At 62.9% G+C, this 21955-nt stretch carries 13 protein-coding genes; all 13 read right to left on the bottom strand.

Translation table 11 applies throughout. From position 1 onward, the window contains the following. Positions 1 to 40: 40 nt before the first annotated feature. The 13 genes from PO883_RS09355 to PO883_RS09295 all read right to left on the bottom strand — a co-directional run bounded on the left by PO883_RS09355 (position 41) and on the right by PO883_RS09295 (position 21896). Complete coding sequence (locus PO883_RS09355) at positions 41 to 601, bottom strand: SRPBCC family protein (protein ID WP_289309512.1); 561 nt, start codon at positions 599 to 601, stop codon at positions 41 to 43. A gap of 492 nt (positions 602 to 1093) precedes the next feature. Continuing rightward, positions 1094 to 2227 carry a nitroreductase family protein gene (locus tag PO883_RS09350; protein WP_289309511.1) on the bottom strand — a complete coding sequence of 378 codons (1134 nt, stop codon included), beginning with the start codon at positions 2225 to 2227 and terminating at the stop codon, positions 1094 to 1096. A gap of 9 nt (positions 2228 to 2236) precedes the next feature. After that, positions 2237 to 2983 (bottom strand): 4'-phosphopantetheinyl transferase superfamily protein, encoded by a 747-nt coding sequence (locus PO883_RS09345; RefSeq protein ID WP_289309510.1) that lies wholly within the window; start codon positions 2981 to 2983, stop codon positions 2237 to 2239. Next, a complete protein-coding gene (locus tag PO883_RS09340; protein ID WP_289309509.1) occupies positions 2980 to 3300 on the bottom strand; it encodes a hypothetical protein in 321 nt (106 codons plus the stop codon). Before PO883_RS09340 ends, PO883_RS09345 begins: the two co-directional genes overlap by 4 nt. Before the next feature lie 15 nt (positions 3301 to 3315). Further along, positions 3316 to 6045, bottom strand: a complete 2730-nt coding sequence (locus tag PO883_RS09335; RefSeq protein WP_289309508.1) for a polyketide synthase — start codon at positions 6043 to 6045, stop codon at positions 3316 to 3318. After that, positions 6038 to 7666, bottom strand: a complete 1629-nt coding sequence (locus PO883_RS09330; RefSeq protein ID WP_289309507.1) for a D-alanine--poly(phosphoribitol) ligase — start codon at positions 7664 to 7666, stop codon at positions 6038 to 6040. Before PO883_RS09330 ends, PO883_RS09335 begins: the two co-directional genes overlap by 8 nt. Positions 7667 to 7821: 155 nt before the next feature. After that, a complete protein-coding gene (locus PO883_RS09325; protein ID WP_289309506.1) occupies positions 7822 to 9762 on the bottom strand; it encodes an aminotransferase class I/II-fold pyridoxal phosphate-dependent enzyme in 1941 nt (646 codons plus the stop codon). Beyond that, positions 9762 to 10040: an acyl carrier protein gene (locus PO883_RS09320; protein ID WP_167084706.1), complete on the bottom strand. Its 279-nt coding sequence runs from the start codon at positions 10038 to 10040 to the stop codon at positions 9762 to 9764. Before PO883_RS09320 ends, PO883_RS09325 begins: the two co-directional genes overlap by 1 nt. Before the next feature lie 46 nt (positions 10041 to 10086). After that, positions 10087 to 11109: a methyltransferase gene (locus PO883_RS09315; protein WP_289309505.1), complete on the bottom strand. Its 1023-nt coding sequence runs from the start codon at positions 11107 to 11109 to the stop codon at positions 10087 to 10089. A 13-nt stretch (positions 11110 to 11122) separates the two neighbouring features. After that, positions 11123 to 13636 (bottom strand): aminotransferase class III-fold pyridoxal phosphate-dependent enzyme, encoded by a 2514-nt coding sequence (locus tag PO883_RS09310; RefSeq protein WP_167084710.1) that lies wholly within the window; start codon positions 13634 to 13636, stop codon positions 11123 to 11125. Between the two features lie 112 nt (positions 13637 to 13748). Further along, positions 13749 to 16190: a decarboxylase gene (locus tag PO883_RS09305; RefSeq protein ID WP_289309504.1), complete on the bottom strand. Its 2442-nt coding sequence runs from the start codon at positions 16188 to 16190 to the stop codon at positions 13749 to 13751. Between the two features lie 52 nt (positions 16191 to 16242). Next, positions 16243 to 20619, bottom strand: a complete 4377-nt coding sequence (locus PO883_RS09300; protein ID WP_289309503.1) for an FAD-dependent oxidoreductase — start codon at positions 20617 to 20619, stop codon at positions 16243 to 16245. Between the two features lie 128 nt (positions 20620 to 20747). Further along, on the bottom strand, positions 20748 to 21896 hold the full coding sequence (locus PO883_RS09295) for an acyl-CoA dehydrogenase family protein (RefSeq protein WP_289309502.1): 1149 nt from the start codon (positions 21894 to 21896) through the stop codon (positions 20748 to 20750). Positions 21897 to 21955 lie beyond the last annotated feature (59 nt).

The raw sequence follows: 21955 nt of genomic DNA, 5'->3' as shown, positions 1-21955 counted from the left end.
CGGGGACGAAGCGGGCAGACGAAGCGGACCGAAAAATCGCTCAGTGCATCGGCCCTGCCCCATTCTCTTTCGATATGGTGCCGCGCCACGCGCCCGTTGCGCTGCCGCGCTGCTCCAGCATGTCCTTGAAGCGTTGCAGGTTGGCGCGCGCCTGCATGCGGACGGCCCCGGCCATATCGCCCAGGGTTTCCAGCGCGTCTTGCGGGTCGTAGTACAGCGCAAGCGTGACATTGGTGCGCCCGCCCGGCAGTTCCTTGAACGTCACCGTGCCGCCGTTCGGCGTGCCGGAAGTGCTGCCCCAGGCGATATTTTTGTCCGGGACCTGCTCGGTGATGTCGGCATCCCACTCGATGACCTTGCCGAACACGTCCGCCTTCCAGTGCAGGCGCTTGTCGTCGAGCTGGCGCACTTCATGCACGCTTTCCATAAACTGTGGAAATTGCTCGAACTGCGTGAACTGATCGTAGACAGTGCGCACCGGAAGATCGACATCGATACTGACACGCGATTGACTGCCCTTGCCGCCAGACTTTTGGATTTGCTTGGCCAGCAAGGTTCCACCGACCGCAACAGCCACCAACCCGAGAATACGGCTCAACATGGTTTCCTCCTGATTGTCGATTGAGATGCGTCAGCGCAGCCGGAGCGGCGTGTCGCCATGCGTCCTCGCAGCGGTTCCACGCGTCGCACCAGAAATCGGACGAAATAAGCCAGGACTGGACATGGGAAACAAAAAACCCGCAGTCTCATGAAGAGCGCTGCGGGTTTTTTGTCAGTCCGGAAGCAAGCCGGACAGAATTTTGGCGGAGACGGTGTCCTTAGGACTGAACGCCGCATCGCTGGTACGGAAGCGATAATTACGCCCGCACAACATCCGCTGCTTCTCGAAAAAGGCAGGAACTCGCTCCTTGAATTCGCACTGCCGGACGGGGCCAAACTCATCGTACCTTGTATCGAATTCTTCTCTCCTTGCTTCGGCAGATCGGGCGAGCTGAAGCGGGTGCTTGCGACCAACCCGTGGGACGGGCAAGGCGACACAGCTACTCATCGGCACATAACGCCGCGGGCTTATCGCTGACTGATGGCGGGAGGATCAGACTGTCTCGCCGTGGGTTTCAATGATGGCGGCAAGCGGCCTACGCAGGCATTCGCCGTGCCGCTGCCTGATCGCACCGAGGCGCGCGAAGAAAACGATGCGCCGGTCGCCGCCGGCCAGGCGCTGCAATTGGCCGCGCGCCCGGTCGTGCTGCAGCATCACGCTGAGCGGGTGCAGCGCAAGTCCGAGCCGCTGCGCGTTCAGCCATACTTCCATCAGGCGCGCGCCGGCCTGGACCATCACCGTCGATGCAACATCGTCCGACGGCAGGCTACACAACAGCAGTTGCGCTGAGTCTTTTACCAGCGCCGCCAGTTGCCCCGCCATGGTATGCGGCACGCGCACGATGCGCAGCACTTGCATGACCGCCGGCGCCAGCACACATTGCATGATGCGCGTACGCAGCGGCGACATCGGTCCCATCAGGCTATGCAGATAAAACCCGTCCTCGGCCGGCTTGCGCGGATCGAAATGCAGGTAGCGGTAGGTTTCCTTCCATGCGCGGTAGCTGGAGAAGTCCAGCGCCGCGAACTGCCGTACCAAACCGGCGGCAGGGGCAATGAAAGCCGGGCTGCGTTCCACCCGGATATGCAGTTGGTCCCCGGTCAGCTGTTGCGGCCAGTGCCGTTCCAGCAATTGCGCGAGCACCATGTCACTGCAACCGCCCTCGGCAAACGGCGCGCGATGCGTACGGCGCTGCCGGACGCTGTCTTGCAACCCGGCTAATGCCGTGGCATCTGGAACGCGCTGCGGCTGCACAGCAAGCAACACCAGGCCCCGGCAGCCATGCCCTTGTTCCAGCGCTTGCAGGGCCTGCGTATCGCGCATATCCAGCCAGTGCCAGTTGCAGTGAAAGCCCAGCGCATCGAAGGCCGCGCTCAACAAGCCGAGGAACATGCCGCAACTGAGCTGCATTTCCAGCGCAAGACTGGGTAATGCTCTCAAGGTACGCTTGCGATCGATGCCCAGCAGCAGCAACTGCGCGTGCTCCGGCCAAGCATGTGCCGGCAAAAGTTGCGCCCGCATCCGCCTGTCTTCGATGTGCACCAGCTTCCATGGCTGGCAGTTGTGCGACGACGGCGCCTGGCGCGCAATGTCGACTGCTTGTAGCAGGTTTTCTTCAAATTCCATCAACGTCCCTTACCCGTGCCCGTGTGACACGCACTGTCCTACCAGCGCCAGCGCGTAATCGCCGATCAGCCCGCCGTAGCCGCTCAGCTGCGATCCTTGGCTGCTCGGCAACTGTGCCACCAGGCGCGGCGACACGCGCCATGAGAAGCTGCCGTCGCAGCCGATTGCTTCCAGCTCGAGGTCGGCAAACCAGCCGAATATGCTTTTCCCGTGTGCCTTCATGAAGGCTTCCTTGAAGGCCCAGACCGCAGTACAGGCGGCATCGCCGCCGCCGGCGCTGACGCGCAATTCATGCGCAGTAAATGCCATCTCGCGTGCCGCATCCGGAAACGGCCGCACACGCTCTATATCGATGCCGACCGGATAAGCACTGGCCGCAGCCACCGCATATCCTTGCGAATGGCTGATGCTGACATGGCCACCGGCTGCCTCCGGCTGGCCGCGATTGTGTTCGGCACTGCTGTTGCCGATGACCAGCGCATGCAACGGCGATTCGGCACCGGCCTGCGCATGCAGCTGCTGCAATGCGGCCTTGGCGGCGACGCGCCCGGCCATCCATTCGCGGCGCCGCTTGGCCAGCCGCAATCCGTGCAGCCGCTCGCGCTCGGTATTGCCAAACATGCGTGCGAGGTAAACATGATCATGTTCGCGCCGCGCTACCGCGTCGACCGACACTGCGCTGACAACGCAGTCACCGATGCCCACTATGCAAGCCGTTTCCGTCCGCGGCAACATGATTGCGGCAATGCCGCTCATGCAGGCGCCCGGTAACCGGCGCCGAGCCGCGTGCCGGCCACTTCCTCCACCACTTCCGCCATCGTGGAAAAGCCTTCCACCAGCCGCGCGAAGCTCGCGCTGCCCATGTCGCGCTCGAATGCCTCGTTGCTGCTCACCTTGATTACCTCGATATAGTGGAACGGCGCATCAGGCGCGCTACTGACCCGGTACACGTCGAAACTGCGCACACTCGGCAATTCCGGACAGGTCGCATAGTCGGTGTCCAGTACCCAGTTTTCGAAAGCCTGCGCATGGCCGATGTCAAGCAGGCGGATTTTATGGACGATGGATTGCATGTGAGACTCCCGTGGTTAGTGAACGCTGCTATCTGCTTGCAGCAGCAGGTGGTAATTGATGCCGCCGGTGCCGAAGGAACTGACCGCCGCGCGCCGGCGGCCGTCGATCGCATCCCAGCGCGTGTTGGCGGTCACCAGTTCGGCCGGGATGCCCGCCAGCGGCAACAGCGGATCGATCCGGCGGCGCAGCAAGGTGGCCGGCAGCGCATGCCGCTGCAAGGCGAGCAGCGTTTTCAGCAAGCCGGCGGCGCCGGCGGCGGCGAAGGTATGACCGATGTTGGATTTGACCGAACCGATGCGCAGCGGCACTGCGCGCGCGCCGCCGTACACGCTGCCGATCGACGTCAGTTCCGCCAGATCGCCCAGGCGCGTGCCGGTACCGTGCGCTTCGACGTACTGCACGCTCGCTGGCGCATAGCCGGCCTGCGCGAAGGCGCGGCGCATCGCCAGCGCCTGCCCGTCCGGATCGGGCGCGGTCATCGACACTGCATCGGTGGAGCCGCCAACACCGGTGATCGTCGCATGGATACGGTCGCCGTCGCGCAGCGCATCGCTGAGCCGCTTGAGCACGAACAGCGCCGCGCCATCGCCCGGCGAGAAGCCGTCGGCATGCTCGGCAAACGGCGCTATCCTTTGCTGCGACAGCATCATTTGCGAGGAACAGAGCACCAGATCGCGCAGGTTGGCCGGCAATTCGACGCCGCCGGCCAGCACCAGGTCGTAGCGATGCCGACGCAAGGCCAGCACCGCATTGTTGAACGCTGCCAGTGACGACGCGCAGGCCGCTTCCACCGCGACCGGCATCGCGCCAAGGCCGAAGCAGGCCGACACCAGTGCCGCACTGCCGCTGGCAAGGTAGCCGTCCAGCGTGAAATGATCGATGCCGTGGTCCGCCGTAGCGGCAGCGGGCACGCTTCCCAAGGTGCGCGCCAGTTCAGGCGCGTGCAGCCGGCACGCGAGTTCGCGCTCGCGGCCCAGGCTGAGATTGGAGGCGACCATCACCGCGGTGCGGCCGAGCTTGCCGCGCTTGTGCGCCAGGCCGAAATCGGCCAGGGCTTCGGCGGCGACATGCAGGGTCAGCTTTTGCGCGATATCCAGCCCGGCAGCGCGCTTCGGGAATATTTTATATGCGGCAAGACCGGCATCGTACTGCTCGCGCTGCTTGAGGTCAGCGCCGTATTGCGCATAGCTGGACAGCAAACCGGCCTCGCCTTCGCCAAAATAGGCGGAGCGCGGCAGCACGCTTTCCGGCAGCGGCTGCACTGCATCAAGGCCGTCGAACAGGCGCTGCGCGAAGTCGGCGCTATTGCTGCAGGGACCGAAGGCACCGCCGATACCGACGATCGCAATCGCTTCCTGCTGTTCTTGCGCAGGCGGCATAGCGGACGACAATGCATGACTGGCACTGTCGGGTGCCGACAGCACCAGATGCCATTGCACGCCGGTCAGGCTGCTGCCAAAGACGCCGGCAAGCTGCGGCGCGTCGCCAGGCCAGGCAATCGCAGCAGCGGGATACGCCATACCGGCACGCGCATGCAGCGCTGCCGAGCTGCGCATCTGCGGCAAGGTTTTTTCGTGCAACGCCAGGCTGCTGCCTGCTACCGCGGCCAGTGCCGCATTGGCAAAGGTATGACCGAAGGTGGCGACACTGGCGCCAACCTGCAGCGGCCGCTGCTTGCCTTGCGCACAGGCATCGCTCAAGACGCTCAACAACTGCGGCGCCTGGCTGCCGATGCCGGGCAGCACGCAGTCGATATACTGTTGTGCCGCCGCCGTCACGTCCGCCTGTGCACAAGCTTCATTGATCACATGGAACGCCGCCCTGCCATCAACGGCATACGCCAATGCCCCCGGCACGTCCTGCCTTGCCGCACCCATGCCGCGCAGCACGCTGTAGATGCGGTCGTTGTCGCGTCGCGCATCGGACCAGCGTTTGAGCAGCAGCGCGGTGGCGCCTTCGCCCATGGGCGTGCCTGCTCCGTCCTGCGCAAAAGGGTGGCCGCCGCAGGCGCCGGTAAAACCCTTTCTTGCCAGTGCCAACGGCGTCAGAAGGCTCTCGATGCGTTGTCCGCTGGCGACGATGACTGCCCTGCTCTGGCCGCTGTGAAGCGACAGGCTGGCCGCCTCCAGCAGCGCGTAGCCGGTCGCATCCGCGCATTCCATTGCCTGCACCGGACCACGCAGCGACAGGAAGGATGCAATGCGCGCCGGAATGCTGCTTGCCATTTCGCCGACCCGGTCATGCGAGGAGGAACCGAAGCGCTCGCGCAATGTCTCCTTCAGGAGCGAAAATTGATCGGCGCTGCCAGCAAGTTCATGCGCCAGGCGCACGCCTTCCACCTTCAATGCGTTGGCGATGGTACTGTCGAAGCCGAAGCAGGTGCCGCACATGACGGCCACGTCATCGCGCGCCAGATCGCGCTTGTCATACCCGGCATCGCGCACGCACTCGTCCGCCACCTGCAACAGCATCAACATCATGTGCGATACCGATTTGCGGTAGGCCGGCGGAATGCGGAAGCGCTTGAAATCGACTTCCATCTCGTCGAAAAAGGCGCCGTGCCATCCTTGCAACTGTTCGCGCACGTTGCTGTCAGTATCCCAGTAACGTGCCAGCGGCAGCGGCGCAAAGTGAGACGTCCCCGCCTGCAGCTGGCGCCAGAACGCCTCCTTGCCGCGCGCCTGTGGATACAGGCAACCGATGCCGACGATCGCGATCGGCTCGAAATCGGGCGGCTTATGCATCGGCGCTGACGATCTCGTTGCGCTGGTCCGCATGCGGCATGGCTGCGCTGTCGCTGCTGCCGCGAGTCAGTTGCTCCAGCGCGCGGTAGTCGATCTTGCCATTCGCATTCTTCGGCAATGCTTCCAGTTGCCGGGCAAGCCTGGGGATCATGTAGCGCGGAAGCCGGGCGCTGCAGTAGCTCTTGATATCGAGCACGCCAAGTCGTTCGCCGGCATGCCGCAGCGTGTAACAGGCAACGAGGTGTTGGGTATCCCCCGCGCACTGCGCCACCACCGCGACTTCTGCGATACCCGGCATCGCGCCCAGCACCGCTTCGATTTCGCCCAGCTCGATACGGTTGCCGTTGAGCTTGAGCATGCGGTCCTTGCGGCCGTGGTAGTACAGGAAGCCGTTCTCGATGCCGACCAGGTCGCCTGTGGCATGGCGCCGGTGCAGGTGGTTGGCGTGATTGGCCGCTTCCTGCCGGCGCCAGTAGCCAGGCGTCACGCACGCGCCAGAAACGACCAGTTCGCCGATCGCACCTTCGCCGCTGACCGGCTGCCCGTCCGCGTCGACAATTTCCGCAATCACGCCGGGCAGCGTGCTGCCGATATAGACTGGCTTGTCGCGCGCAATGTCAGCGTCGCGCACGTGGTAGTACAGGCAGACGTTGGTCTCGGTCGGGCCGTACAGGTTATACAGCGCGCATGCCGCAGGCAGGCAGGATTTCAATGCCTGCAGTTGCCGTATCGGGAATACCTCGCCGGCGAACAGCACATGGCGCAACGATGCGGTCACCTCGGATGTCAGCTCGCCGCTGCCAGCGAGCAGCGCGAGTGCCGACGGCACGCTGTACCAGACGCTGACCTGGTGGCGCCGGATGCCGGCGATCAGCGCCGCCAGATCGCGCTGCTCGTCCTCGCGCACGATCCATACCGCAGCGCCGACCGCAGCAGCGGCGAAGTAATCGAAGGTGCTCAGGTCGAAATGAAAACCGGCATGGTTGGCGACGACGTCGTGCGGCGTCATCTTGAATTCCGCCAGTGCCCAGGCGATGAAACTGTGCAGGTTACCGTAGCTGATCTGCACGCCTTTCGGCACGCCGGTGGAGCCGGAGGTAAACAGGATGGCGGCGAGATCGTCCACAGCGGCGGCGAATGGTGGCGGCAGTTCGACCGACGGCTGTATTGCGGCAAGCTTCATGATCGCAGTGCGACCAGGCGGCGCATCATCGCCAGGCACATCATCCACGATCAGCACCAGTTTCAGCGTATCGCGCTGCCATCCGTCCAGCGCACGGAAATGTGCGGCATCCGTGACCAGCACCGTCGGTTCGGCGCTGTCCAGGATTTTCCTTGCGCGTTCGGCCGGCTGGGTGCCGTCCAGCGGCACATAGACGGCGCCGATTTCCATCGCCGCATAGAGCGACAAGGCATAGTCCTGGCATTTCGGCAGCCAGATGGCGACGCGGTCGCCAGGCTGTGTTCCATGGCGCGCAAAATGGGCAGCGCGCTGGCGCACGGCCTGGTAGAACTGTCCATAACTGATGGCGTCAGGATCAACGAATGCAGGACGATCGGGATGTTCCTGCGCGGAACTGCGCAGGTAATCAATGACTGGGGTGAAGGTTGGAGTGCTCATGTTCTTCTGTTAATTAGATTGAGGTGCTTCACTTTTTTGTAGAAAAAGAGGGTAAGCGGTCCTGTGCCGCTCCCGTGCACGCAGATTGCGATCCGGGATACGCCACCTCCCCCCCTTGCAGAGGGGGAGGAACCGTCAGTCCTTCACCTGAACACCTAGCCCCGCACCTCCACCCCCACCTCCTTGGCCGCATCCACCAGTATCTGCGCCGCCTGATCCAGATCATCGGCCGTGTGCTCGCTGCTCACGCTGATGCGCAAACGCGCATCGCCGACCGCGACGCCGGGGAACACCACGGTCTGGCAATACAAGCCGCGTGCACGCGCCGCGCGTCCGAATTCCAGCGTCTTGCGATCATCGCCGACCACCACCGGGAGGATCGCGCTGGCGGAATTCTCAAGGTCGAACCCGGCTTCGAGCAAATGGCCGCGCAAGTGATGGACGTTGCGCCACAGCTTGCTGATGCGCTGCGGCTCGCGCTCCATCACGTCGATCGCGGCGATCAGGCCGGCCGCGACCGCCGCCGGGATGGTGGCTGCAAACACATAGGAATGCGAATAGAAACGCAGGTAATCGACCACCTCCTCGTCGCCGCAAACGAAGCCGCCGACGCCAGCCAGGGTCTTGCTCATGGTGCCGACTTCCAGGTCCGCCGCGCCCTTCATGCCGAAATGCTCGGTGGTGCCCGAACCGGTGCGGCCGAGCACACCGGTGGAATGGGCATCGTCAACCAGGACCCGCGCACCGTATTGCTTCGCCAGCGCGACCAGGCGCGGCAAGTCGACCACATCGCCGTGCATGCTGAACACGCCGTCGGTGACGATCAGCTTGCCGCCGTCGTGGTCGGCATATTTCTGAAGGATGTTTTCCAGTCCGTCCAGGTCGTGCGGATAAATCTTGCGCGCTGCGCCGGCCAGCTTGCAGCCGTCCTGGATGCTCATGTGGTTCAGCGCATCGGTAAAGATCAGATCGTTCTGCCCGGCCAGCGCGGAAATGCAACCCAGGTTGGCGGAATAGCCGGACGGGTAGACGATACATGCCTGCCTGCCCTTGAGCTTCGCCAGCCGGCGCTCCAGTTCCATGTGCAGCACATTGGTGCCGCCGATCAGGCGGCAACCGGTATTGGTGGCACCGTATTCGCGCACGCCCTTGACGATCGCCTCGATCACTTCCGGATGATTCGCCAGGCCCAGGTAATTGTTCGACGCAAACATCAGGAATTCCCGGCGCTTGCCGCTGACCTCGTCGTAGATCACCGCACGGTTGCTGCAGCGCGATTCCAGCGGCATGCCGTACCAGTACAACTGTTCTTGCTGCTTGCGCTGATAGAAGGTATTGAACTCGCGCGCCTTATGGAACAGGTCGCGATGCGGGATGTGGACGAAATCCCTCATCGTACGATCGTCGTCCGCTGTCGGCTCCGCCGCCACGGAAAGCGCGCTGGCGTCAGCATGGGCGAGGTTATCGATGAACTCTGACCACTTCTTTTCTTCCGTCGCCGGCGGCACTGCCATTGCCGGAGCTGCCGGTTCCAGCATGTCCAGGTGCACCAGAGGGCGCAGATGCGCGATGACCTGTGCAATGCTGGTCAAGCCTGGAGGAAAGGTGAGGGCGGCCATCCCAAGCAACTTGGGAAGCTCGGACAACACGGCTGCCTGGGTAACGGAGTCGATGCCGAGATCACTCTCCAGCTCGGCATCCGGCGCGAGGTCGCCCGGCTTGTAACCGGTGTGGCGGCTGTAGGCGGCGATGACCGCCGTCGTCAGCGCATCGGCTGCGTGCTCCGGCACGCAGGGTCGCTGCGGCAAGGCAAGCGTCTTTCCGTCCTGTTCCAGGCATTGCCCGATATGCGCCAGCACCAGCGCAATCGTGCTTGTCTGTTGCGGATTTTGCCGGCTGGGCAGGCCGAGCGCCTTGTAAAGCTCCGCAAGGGTTGTGGCCAGCGTCACCGAGTCGATCCCGAGATCGCTCTCGAAATCGGCATCCGGCACGAGGTCGGCGCGTGCGTAGCCGGTGTGGGTTTGGAACATGCCCAGCACATACGCCTGCAGTCCTGCGTCCGGCGTTGCGATATGGTCGATTACCTGCTCGTTCATCATGCTCCCCCCGCTGCCGCTGCCAGTGCCGGCCGGCTTTCGCTTTGCAAGCGCTCGACCAGATCGAGCATGTGCTGCACCGATTTGAAATTGCTCGGGACCACCTCCTTCAGAGGCACCGTCACGCCGGCCTCCCGCCGCAGCAGGTCGACCAGATCGAACAAGGCACTGGAATCGATGATGTTCAATTCCAGCAAGGGCGTGTCCAACGCAAACTGCTGGCACTCGCCGCCGAGGTAGTTCTCCGCGATATACGCGAGAAGCTTGTTTCCTAACATGGTGTCCTCTCCTTCGATGATGTTTTCAGGTTGCTGACAGGCGCGCTCATTTCCGCTTTTCGCCGATGAACAAGGTGCGCGGCCCCGGTATCGCCTGCACCCTTGCATTGACGAAGCCCGCTTCCGTGAAGCGTTGCAGGTATTGCGCGCAGGTCGATTCGATGCCGCCGTCAGTGGACACCAGCATGTTGATCGACAGCAGCGACGTGAACAGTGGGCCGCTTTCGTCATCGGCCAACGGTGTCTCGCTGGCGATGAAGGTGCCGCCCGCCGGCAGCGCCTCGTGGATGTGACGCAGGATCTGCATCTGGATGTCCGGCGCATAGTCGTGCAGCATCCAGCCGAGATGAATCAGGTCGTGTTCCCCCTTGGGGATGGTGCCGCTGATGACGTCGCCCGCCACGATCTTGATGCGCTCGGCATAACCATGCTCGGCGATCTTGTCGCGCACGAAGCTGGTCGCCTGCGGCAGTTCGCAGATGCTCAGGCCAAGCTGTGGATAGCGCGCAGCGACAGCCATCGGCAAGGTGCCGATGCCGCTGCCGATATCCATGAATTTGCTGTAGCCGGAAAAATTGAATCCCTGCAGCATGCCCTCGATAAAGGGTTGCGCGAAAATGCCGAGGAATTCCTGGAAATCAACGACATCCTGCGGGTTCTGGTACAGGATGCTGAACCAGCTGCGGTCATCACCGAAAGCCGCCTGACGCTGATCCTTGTCCTCATGCACCCCTTGCGCCGTATGTGACCACAGCGGATACAGGAAGGTATCGATATGGCGGCCGAGCCAGCCCAGCCATTGCGCTGAACCACTCACCATGTAGTCGCGCGCGGCCTTGGTGAGGCTGAAATGATCCTCCTCCTTCGCCAGCAGGCCGATGGCAGTCAAGGCGATCAGCAGGCGCTTGCCGGATTGCAGCGGAATCTTGCGGTGCTCGCAAATGGCTTCTGCCGTTGCCGGGCCTTGCTCCAGCGCGTCGAAGACTTTCAGTTCCAGGGCGGCAGTAATCGTCTTGGTCTTGAAAAATCCCATCATCAAGTCAACGATCTGCTCTTTATTCATTTCCATGTTTCGGTTCCCATTAATTTAAAAAGGTGGACATTTCTTCGCAGACGGTCGCGAACGAACGCACGAAGTGATCGATTTCTTCCCGGCTGATCACCAGCGGCGGCTGGATGCGGATCACGGTCGAACTATTGGCCGTGACGAAGGTGAGGATGCCGTGGTCATTGCTGAGCTTGGTGACGAAGCGCATGCAGAACATCTCGGCCAGCGACTCTTCCATCTTGCTCATCGCATCGGCCAGGTGCTGCTTCACTTCATCGGGGAAGAAACGGTAGGTCAGGTGCCAGTCGCCCGGCAGGCGCGTGCCGAATTCGCGTGCGCAGGCTTCCACCGCGCCCGCGAAATCGTTGTCGAGCTGGATGCCGAGCATCAGGCCGCGCCCGCGCACTTCGGCGATGAACGGGTAGTGCTCGGTGGCTTTTTCCAGCTCCGCCTTGAAGTAGGTGCCGAGTTCGTCCGCGCGTTCGGCCAGACCCTGCTGATGCAGGCCGTCGAGCGCGGCCAGGCCGGCGACCGCGGCGATGTTGCAGCCACCGAAGGTGGATGTGTGCAGCAGGAAACGGCCCATGGTGCCGTAGGCGGCATCCCATACCTGCGCGCTGCTGAGCGTGGCGCCGATCGGGATCAAGCCGCCCGACAGCGATTTCGCCAGCACCATAATGTCCGGCTCAAGTCCTTCCCACTCGCTGGCGAACATGCGGCCGGTGCGTCCCAGCCCGGTCTGGATCTCGTCGACGATCAACAGCGTGCCGGTCTGGCGGCAGATCTCTTGCGCCGCCGCCAGGTAACCGGCCGGCGGCATCTTGACGCCACCCTCGCCCTGGATCGGTTCGACAATATAGGCCGCCACCTCTTCGGATAGCAATTCGTTGCGCAATGCCTCGAGATCGCCGAAAGCGACGCCGACACAGCCCGGCACCAGCGGCCGGAAATGCTTCTTGTGCTTTTCGCGGCCGGTCACCGACAAGGCGCCCAGCGTCTTGCCGTGGTAACTGTTTTGCGCGTACACGAAGCGGGTGCGGCCGGTGGCGGCACGCGCCAGTTTCAGCGCCGCCTCCACCGCTTCGGTGCCGGAGTTGCTGAAGAACACACGCTCGAGTTCGCCGGGCGCAATCGCGCACAAGCGCTCGGCCAGCCTTGCGGTCTCCTGCGGCAAGGACACGTATTGCACGAAGTTGGGCGTCGAATCGGTCAGGAACTTCTGGATCGCATCGGTCACGATGCGCGGATTGTGGCCGAGGTTCAGGCAACCGTAACCGGACACCATGTCGAGGAATTGCCGGCCTTCGGTATCGGTCAGCGTGCATTGCTCGGCGCGATCGAACACATGATCGCAGCGCTGCATGCCGAGGAAGTCGGCCAGCATTGGATTGATGTGGCTGCGGTAGCGCTGCAGCGTCTGGGTACGACGCTGTTCGCCGTCATCCGCCTGTGCCGGAGCCGACTCCTGGCGCCGGTGATAACGAGCCAGGCCGCTGATGATTTTCTCATTGATGCGCTCACCCCAGGACGCCAGCGGGAATGCGTAAAAGCCGTGGCGCTCAGCCAGCGCACCGATCTCCAGCACCTTTTCCGGCTCCAGCGTGCGCCCGATGGAAAAGCACTCGGCGCGCCCTTCCAGGGCCAGCACCATGGTCTCGGTCAGGCAGCCGTTGATCTGCTGCTTGATCGCCATGTTCAATGATTCCCCGCCCAGCTTCACCTGCGGCGAGGCGGTCATGCAGCCGCCGTCGATCACCAGCGTGTCGGTACGTGGCGGCGAGCTGCGGACCGCATCGCGCGGCAAGGCAATATCGACCACGATCGAACCCGGCAGCAGGCGCGCCTCGTCGATCACGTCGCCGGACGAGGTAGCCGATGCGAAGATGCGGTTGTTCGCATAGCAGTCGTCGATGCTGTCGCGCAGCGTCACCTGCGCATGCCATCTCGACGGCAAGTGTTCCAGCAATTCATCCCGACTGGCGCTGCCGCTGCGGTACAACAGGTCGAGGCGGCAGCCTTGCGCCAGCAACAGTTTCGCCAGAGACAGGCAGATCGAGCCGGGGTAACCGACAATCGCCACCTGTGCCTCCTGCGGGCGTAGTTGCAGCCATTCGAACACCTGCAGCAGGGCCTTGTAAGCGGCATAGGTCGTGAGCGAATTGCCGCTGGTGACCGGCAGGCTGGCGCGCTCGGCGGTGACCAGGCCGCGCTTGCCGATGATGGACGTGAAGCCTCCCAGGCCGACCAGCTGTGCGCCCTGTTTGCCGAGCGTATCGATGCCTTCGAAGATGCGTTCCTGCACCTCGCGCGCCGACGCCAGCATTTCATCAGCGGTCAGCGGCAGGTAGTGCACGACGCCTTCGCAGGTGGCGCCGGTGGCGGAACGGATCTGGCCGAAGTCGACGAAGGGAACCATGTTTTCGCGGCGCCACAAGTCACGTTGGTAGCCGCTTTGCAGGTCTTTCGATTGACGCTGCAGCAGGTCGAGCATCTTCACGTAACGCTTGAGTCCGACCGACGTCGGATGTGCGATGAATCCAAATTTCATTGTTTTTCCTGATACTTGTTTCTGATGGGGTTCATTAATTTAGCTGCCGTCACACGTTATCCCCTCCTCCTGGCAGGGGAAAGCAGCCCGTCCGCGCACGCCTTATCTGTCGTCACACGATCAAGGGCACATCTTCCGCCACGGCAGCCGGCTCAATCTGCATCGCATCGCGCTGCCATCCGGTCGCCGTCGCCAGGCTGATGCCGTCGCCTTCGTTGTTATGCCCAACCACCACCGAGAACAGATTGATGCGCCCCGGCTTCTGCAGCGCCTCGGCCAGCATGTCGGCGTCGAAGCTGTCGAGCGTGCGCGCGCAGACCTGCAGACCGCAGATGTCTTCTTCCCAGTCCGCGGACATCAGGTTCACCAGACGCATCTGGCGCGAAGTGCGGTTGAACAGGATGCGCTCCTGGTAGGTGTTGATCACCGAGTGGCCGCCGTTCATAAAGTAGAAGACGGTGAAGTTCTTGCGCATGCGGTCCGGATAATTGAGCGCGTTCTCGATAAAGCTCGGCAGAATGTCGGGCACCAGGCCCTTGGCGCCGTCGCCGATGAAGGCGACCACGTTGGTGCCGCTGGTGTACGCGACGCTCAGCGTGGCCTGCAGCGCATCACCCATCAGCGCCCGTCCGTACCAACCGGAAAAGCCGCGCCGGGTGCGCGCGACATTGCGGATCGCCGAGATGCCGCAGCGGCCGACGTCGTACAAGCCGGTGTAGTCGTAAGCGCGCTCGACGATCAGCTTTTCCACCAGGTGATTCAGGCGCGCGAAAAAATAGTTCGGGCTCATCGGTGTCGACGGCAGTTTGCTTGCCACATCCGACGGCGTGTCCGCCACCGACGCCATCAGCCGGCAGCGGCGTTCGCGCAAGGCCGGCGAGACGTCGAGGTGGCGCTCCACATGGTGCAGGAAGCTACGGTAGTCCATCACCAGCCCATGGTCGGTAAAGGGTGACATGTGGGCGCCGTTGCGGGTCAGTTGCACGATTCTCAGCTTGCGCATCAGCCGGCCTTCCGAAAACGGCGTACTGACCTGCCCAAGCTTGCTTTTCATGAAGAACAGGCATTGCTGCGACTGCGGATTGAGCTTGTCCCTGGTATGCAAGTAGTTGTACACGCGCGGACTGTAGCCGTACACTGCCAGCGTGCCGAGGTAATTTGGAATGCGCTTGCCGTCGCGGTACTTCGGCACCGAACCGGGATGGGTGAGCGAGTCGGTCAGCGCGATGCCGGCACGCTCCGCGATCGACAAGGTCAACGCCAGTTCTTCCTCATCCATCGGCCCGCATTGCCACAGCAGCCGTTCCGGCCCTTGGTTGATGATCTGCATCACGTCCTGCAAAACATCCTGCATCGCCTCGTCGGGCGCTGCCGTGCACTCCTTGAGCGCAGGTGCAAACAGCGCCGGATCGAGTTCGTCGCCGGCGTCGAGCACTGCCTGCGTCGCCAACAGCACCACCGGCCCCTGCCCTGCGTCGTACAGCGCCACCGCGCGTCGAAGGTCTTGCGCGATATTGTCGGCGTCTTCCATGTACACATAAGCAATGCCGCGCGCCTGCAGCACCGCACGCGTATCCTCGTCGCGGGAAATCGTGCCCTGGAACGCAAACCACTGGCTGGCACGGTTTTCCGCGCAGACGATGAAGCCCTTGGCGCGCGCCTCGCGCAGGTTGGCGAGCGTACCCCGGAATTCGTCGATCATGCCGCTGGTAACGATCACTGCGAACGGCTTCTTGTACAGCTGCCAGTTGGCCAGCGCGCCGCAAGCCAGGCTGTGTTCGCTCGGTCCACGTAGCACCAGCGCGCCAAGCCGGTTCGCTTCCACGTCAAAATAAGTGATCAGATTCGACACCAGCGAACCGGTGAAGTAAAAACCGAGCCAGTCACTGCCGGCGCGCGCGGACAGGAAGCCGGTCAGGAAAGCGGCCAGCGTATTCCTGCGCAGGCCGCGTGTGTCGGTCTTGGCGCGGCGATTGACATAACTGTGTTCGAGGAAATCCATCCACAGGCAGAGCAACTGCGTCTGCAGCACTGCCCTGTCGGACGGCAGGATGCATTCGATGTATTCCATCGGCTGGTAGCGGATGCGGTTCTCTTGCGGCGAGGCAAATACCGCCGTCGAAAACGACGAGCAGAATGCCGGCACCGCCGCCTCCTGCAGGCGCGTGTGGAAGCTGGCAAGCTGTTCGTCGATTTCTTGCGGGCTGATGCCATCGTACAGCGGATCGGCGTAATCGATGAACAGCATGCCAACCTGGAAGCCGCCCTGCGTGGGCGTGGCGGTAATCTTGCCGAACGCCGCCTCCAGACTGTCGGCCTGGATCACCTTGATCGCCAGGCGTTCCTGACGCGCGGCGAGGAAGCGCACCGCCTTGTCGCACGCCTCGCGATATACCGGGTTCGAGACCGACTGCGCTGGTGCATAGTCGATGTCGGCATCAATTTCCACGTGCTGGAATACGTCGCCGCGCACATCGTTCAACACACTGAAACCGGTTTCAAAGAACTCGCGGCGGCGCGTGACAACAACCACGCCTATAGCCGTCATATCCATATTTCTGTCCTTTAGTGGAAAATTGAAATCTGCGGAGATCACTACCGAATGTTTATGCGCTCGCTCTCTGCTCGACCAGCGCTTGGTCGGTATCGGCAACGCGTTCCTCGATGCGCACCACGCCGCCGTCACCGTCGAGGTAGATCAGGTCGCCGGTGCGTATGGTCTGGGTCGCCTGCTTCGCATTGACGACCGCCGGAATACCGAACTCGCGCGACACGATGGAGCTGTGCGACAAGGCCGAGCCGATGTCCGCGACCACCCCGGCCGCCAGCACGAACAGCGGCGTCCACGATGCATCGGTAAAGCGTGCCACCAGAATTTCGCCCTGGCGGAATTCGCCCACCTGGCGATTGAGGTCGGTGATCACGCGGGCGCGCCCCACCGCCACGCCGGGGCTGGCGCCGAGGCCATGCAGCAGGTCGCCCTGCGCCGCGTCCAGCAACACCTGAGCGTCGCGGCGCGGCACATGGCCGCCGATCAGCGCCATTGGCGGTTCCTGCAGGCGCTCATTGAGCAGATGCTGCTGACGGTTGCGCGCAATCAGTTCCGCAGCAAATGCCTGCTGCGCCGTTTTGCGCCCGGCCACGTAATCGCGCAATTCGTTGAAATCGATGTACGGCAGGTCCTGTATGCCAGACACACCCTCCGCCGCGACGCGGCGCAGCACCTCGACGATGATTTTGCGGTAGAACCAGGTCTCGGCGATGTAGGTCGGACGCGTCGCTTCGCGCCGTTCCGCCATCTTCGCGTAGGCGGCGATCACGAAGCGGAATGTCATCCTTGCCTTGAGCGGCAGTTTGTCCAGCAACTGCCGCGTGTCTTCTTCGCGCGCCTTGTCGATCGTCGCCAGACGCGATTCAAGCTGCACATCGCTGGTCAGGTACAGACGGATGATTTGCAGCAGATAGGTCGGATCGTCGTTCCAGCGCGGAATGCTCAGTTCGAATTCCTGGCGGCCACGCGAACCGAACTCCGCGAGGAAGGCGCCAAAATGTTCGTTCCAGAAACGGCGCCCCTCCGCATGCTGCTGCAAGTTATCCGCCAACTGCTCCAGCGGCGTCTCCAGGAACAGTGTGCGCAGCACCGGCAAGCGCTCGACGCACGCTGCCAGTTCGCACACGCCACGCGTCACCTCGATGGTACGCAGGCTGTTCATCGATGCCTTGATGCGGTTCTGCAGCCCTTTTCCTTCGTTCCCCAGCCACTTCTCGCACAGCTCCGCCAGCGCATCGTACAGCGCGAACGATTGCAGGAAGAACGGCATGTAGGCCGCACAGGATTCGAGGAAGTAGCGGTCGATGCGCTCCAGTTCGGCATTGAGCTGCGGCAGGCTCATCTTCTCGAGATCCAGCTTGCCGAAGCGCTCGGTTTCGCGCTGGCGCAAGGCGATCATCTTGTTCACCGTGCCGCCGGCAGTGGCCAAATTGTGCACCTGGCATCCCAGCCAGTAGAGGCTGCTCTTGAAGAATTGGAACCCGGACACCGGTTCGCCGTAGGGATTTTTGTAGTGCGTGAAGTCGACGTCGGCTGTCGCGTAGCGCCGCGTGAACTTCATCGGCTCGTGCGTGGGAGGGCATTGCGTCAGCAGCCGCGCCGATGCGGAGATGTTCAGGTATACATGACCCTGCAGGTAGCCGACGTAATACTGCGAACTGCCGATGTCGAGCAAGCCCATGGTCTTCACTGCCGGGCCGTGCACGTGGTGCTGGTAGAAGCGGGTGAAGGACAGTCCAAGCGGCGTCATCAGCCCGGTCAGGATTTCGCCGGTGTCCATGCGCGAAAACATCGTGTTGTCGCGCACCTGCTGATTGGTTTCCTGCTCGTCGCCGTACTGCTTGGCGGCGCTGGAAGCAGTCACCGTGATCGGCCGCGCCTGCAGTATCCAGATACTGTCATCCTTCAGTGCCCATTCGATATCCAGTTCGCAGCCGTAATGGCGGCGAATGCGTGCGGCACAGGCCGCCAGTTCGGATGCCTGCATATCGCTCAGGCTAGGCTGATCAACGAATTGCGGGGGCACCTCCTGCATCGCGACGCCATCTGCAGTGCGCGCACACATTACTGGCTTGGCCCGGACAATACGTTCCATCAGCGCATGACTGTCGCTGTCCACCACATAGGTATCGGTGCTCGCCTGGCCCGACACCACGCCCTCGCCCAATCCCCAGCAAGATTCAATCACCGTGCGTCCGGCATCGCCGCTGATCGGGTCGGCGGTGAACAGCACGCCGGCAGCATCGGCCACGATCATCTGCTGGATCACCACCGCGATGCCGCCGTCGGCCCGCTTGCGCCCCTGGTAGGCAAGCGCGCGTTCGTTCCACAGCGACGCCCAGCAACGTTTCACGCAATCGAGCAGCGCGCTCTCGCCCTCCACGTGCAGGAAGGTGTCGTACTGGCCTGCAAATGATTGTGCATCGCCGTCTTCATTGACGGCGGAAGATCGCACCGCGACCCGGCCGCTACCGAGTTCGCGATAGGCGGCGACGATCGCCTCCTGCAGCGCGGGCGGCAATGGCGCTTGCGCAATGCGTGCGCGGATGTCGGCGCAGGTGTCGCGGTCGACCTTGTCCATGCCGTCGATCCAGGCCGCCAATCCGGATGCCTGCAAAAAAGCATGACAGGCATCGACCGTCACGCAATAGGCGCGTGGCACCGGGAAGCCGGCGCCGATCAAGGTATTGAGCGAGTTGGCCTTGCCGCCGAAACGCTGCACGCCGGCCGCAGGGTTGCCGGCAATTTCCATCACATGCAGGCCGGAAGGCAGTGCTTGCGCCGCCATCGTCTCGGCCGCCGTGCGCTGCAGGTATGCCTGCGCCTGTTGTGCCGCAGCGAACCCTGCGCTCACTGCGCTCTCCAGGTTGCCGATGCCGACGCTGTCCTGGTTCGCAAAGGAAACCCCACCCACCGGCTGCGACGCCTGCACAAACAAATCGGCTTTCATTTGCCCGCGCGAAGCGACCACCAAGGCCCGCGGCCAACGCCAGATCCGGATGTCTTCCACCTCGTCAGTGGATAGTCCCTTCGCCTGCAGCATTTCCGACACTTCTTGCAAGGTCGCCTGCTGCAGCTGCGCAAAATCTGTCTTGCCGAGTTTGCCCTGGTTGAGCCGGTCCGCCACCGGCTTCAGCAAGGTCAGCACACCGGCTTTCTTACCGTTGTCGCGGTCCAGCCAGTTGGCGACCACGCACACGCTGCTGCGGCACCAAGCCAGCGGCGCAGCGGCGGCGGTATCTCCTTCGATCACATAGCCGCCGAAGTAGTCAGTCCAGGCAGCGTTGCGCAGGTAGACGTTGGCGATGCAGTAGTCGCGGTGCTCGATCTGACGGATCGCATGCTGCTGCTGCGCCGGCAAACCGGAGACCGCATCCAGTGCTGCATGCTTGGGCGCGGCCCACACCACCGCGCCGGCGCTGACCTCGCTCTGCACGCCGCCACGTTCAAAGGTGATGCGGTACCGTTCGCCATCACGCGCAACCGTCTGCACGCGCGCACCGGTTGCAATACGGCAGTTGCCACGCTCGCGCAACGCCGCCTGCAGACGTTCGCTGAGATAACCGTTCCCGCCGGGGAAGGTCACCAGCGTGCCATACAAGTAGCCGACCAGGAAGTGCAGCCCGACATAGGCGGACACATCCGCCACCGACAGGCATTCCACTTTCAGGGTCGTCTCGACCGCATCGCGCACCAGCGGGCCGAACTTCGCATCCGGCACCAGCGCCGTTGGCAGCCGCGCACGCACTTTCTCATCGAACAATAGTTCGGCCAGCGACACCGAGTCGAACTGCTCCATCTCCTCGCGCGTCCAGCCGCATCCGGGTTGCCACGGTAGCGCCGGATACTTGCCGCCATCCTTGCAGAAGCGCTGCAGGTAGGCATATAGTTCCGCAAACACCGGATCGCCCAGCTTCTTCGGCGCCGCGATGAATTTCTTGCCGCGCAATGCGGCGCCAAGCAGGTTGCATGTCAGTCCATACATCGCCGGGTTCAGCAACTCCTTCGGCTGCTTCAGCAGCCCCAGCGTGACCTCCCCCAGACCGCGCAGCAGATGGCGTGTGTTGAACAGCACGAATTGACTGTCGCCGGTGGAGCGCCATGCATTGGACAAGCCGAGCCCGCTCAGCAATTGCGCCGTGTCCGAACCGGGCACCGGCTCCTGGAAGCAGCTGCCTGCTGTGGCGAAGCGTAGTTCACCGCGCTGCCCGCTGCGCGCCGCGCCGCCCACCGTGCTCTCCCGCTCCAGCACCAGCACGCTATGGCCAGCAAGCTTCCAGGCTGCCACGAGGCCGGACAGCCCGCCGCCGACCACCACCACGTCGCAAGCGCCGACCGCTTCGCCTTCCCGTACACCGCTATCGTCCGCACCGGGAATGGCCGCTGCACCTTTTTCATAATCCTTGCTGGGGAACTTTTTCTGCGTTGTCATTTTCTGTCTCTACCTTTTCCTGGGTTGAACAGCTGCCTTCAAAAAGCCAGCTTTGCAAGACCGTTGGATTACAACCAGCCACGGACAAGCGATGTGTCCGGCGCGTATGCGAATCCGAATGAGTCGGGCTAACGCAGCCCCATGTGCCGTGCGATGAACTCGCGCTGTATTTCATTGGTGCCGGAGAAGATGCGCGCCGGCAGTGCATCCAGCAGCAAGCGATCGATGCCGGTCTCGCTGCAGACACCGGCGCCACCAAAGATCTGTACCGCGTCCAGCCCACATTGCACCGCGCACTCGGACACCCACAGCTTGCTTTGTGCGATCGCCTCTTCATGCGGCAGGCCCTGGTCATAGAGCCAGCCGGCGCGGTACAGCAGCAGGCGCGATGTTTCCAGGCGCAGCTTGAAGTCGACCAGCCGGTCCGACACCGCCTGGTTGTGTCCTATCGGACGGCCGAACTGCTGACGTTCGCGCGCATGCGTGACGCATTGCTCAAGCACGCGATCCATCGCGCCGACATAGGCGGCAAACAGGCAGCCGCGCTCCCAGATCATGGAGTCATGGAAGATGGTCGCGCCCGCGCCTTCTTCGCCCACGCGCGCCCATGCGGGTACTCTGCAGTCGTCCAAATGGACGCTGCCCCAGGGCGAGGTGCACAGGCCCGACTTGCGCTCACCGGTAGTGACTGTGAGGCCATGCGTTCCGCGCGGGATCAAAAAGGCGCTGATGCCGAAATAGGATTGGTGCGCATCGGTCTTCGCATACAGCAGGAAGGCATCGGCCACCGGCGCATTGGTGACGAAACATTTTTCGCCGTTGAGGATGTAGTGCTCGCCGTCGCGCCGCGCGCTGCTGCGCATGGCGAATGCGTCGGAACCGGAGCCGGGCTCGGTGATCGCATTGGCGGCAATCAGGCTGCCTTTCGCCATGCCAGACAGGTAGCGCTCGTGCAGCTCGCGCGAACCATGGCGCCACAGCGGCACAGCGCAAGCGAACATGTGTGCACACAAGGAGAACACCAGCCCCATGTCGACGCAACCCTTGCCGAGCGCCTCCACCGCGAGCATGGTATCGAGCGCACCAAAGCCGGAACCGCCCCACTCTTCAGGCAAGGGCAAACCGGCCAGGCCGATCTCTGACGCCTGCGCCCACTTGTTGCGGTCGAAATGGGAAGACGCGATGCGTTCGCTGGCCGAGGCGGACAACACGTCGCGGGCAAAACGATGGATGTGTGAAACAGTTTCTTGCTGCTCGCTGCTGAGACGAAAATCCATGCACCTGCCCTCTATTTGGTGCAGCGGCAATAGCGGCTGCACATGTTTTTACTGGAAGT

Source organism: Massilia sp. DJPM01, from assembly GCF_030348125.1.
Lineage (GTDB): Bacteria > Pseudomonadota > Gammaproteobacteria > Burkholderiales > Burkholderiaceae_D > Telluria_A > Telluria_A frigida.
The sequence above is the reverse complement of the archived record's forward strand: the minus strand, read 5'-3'. Positions and strand labels throughout refer to the sequence as shown.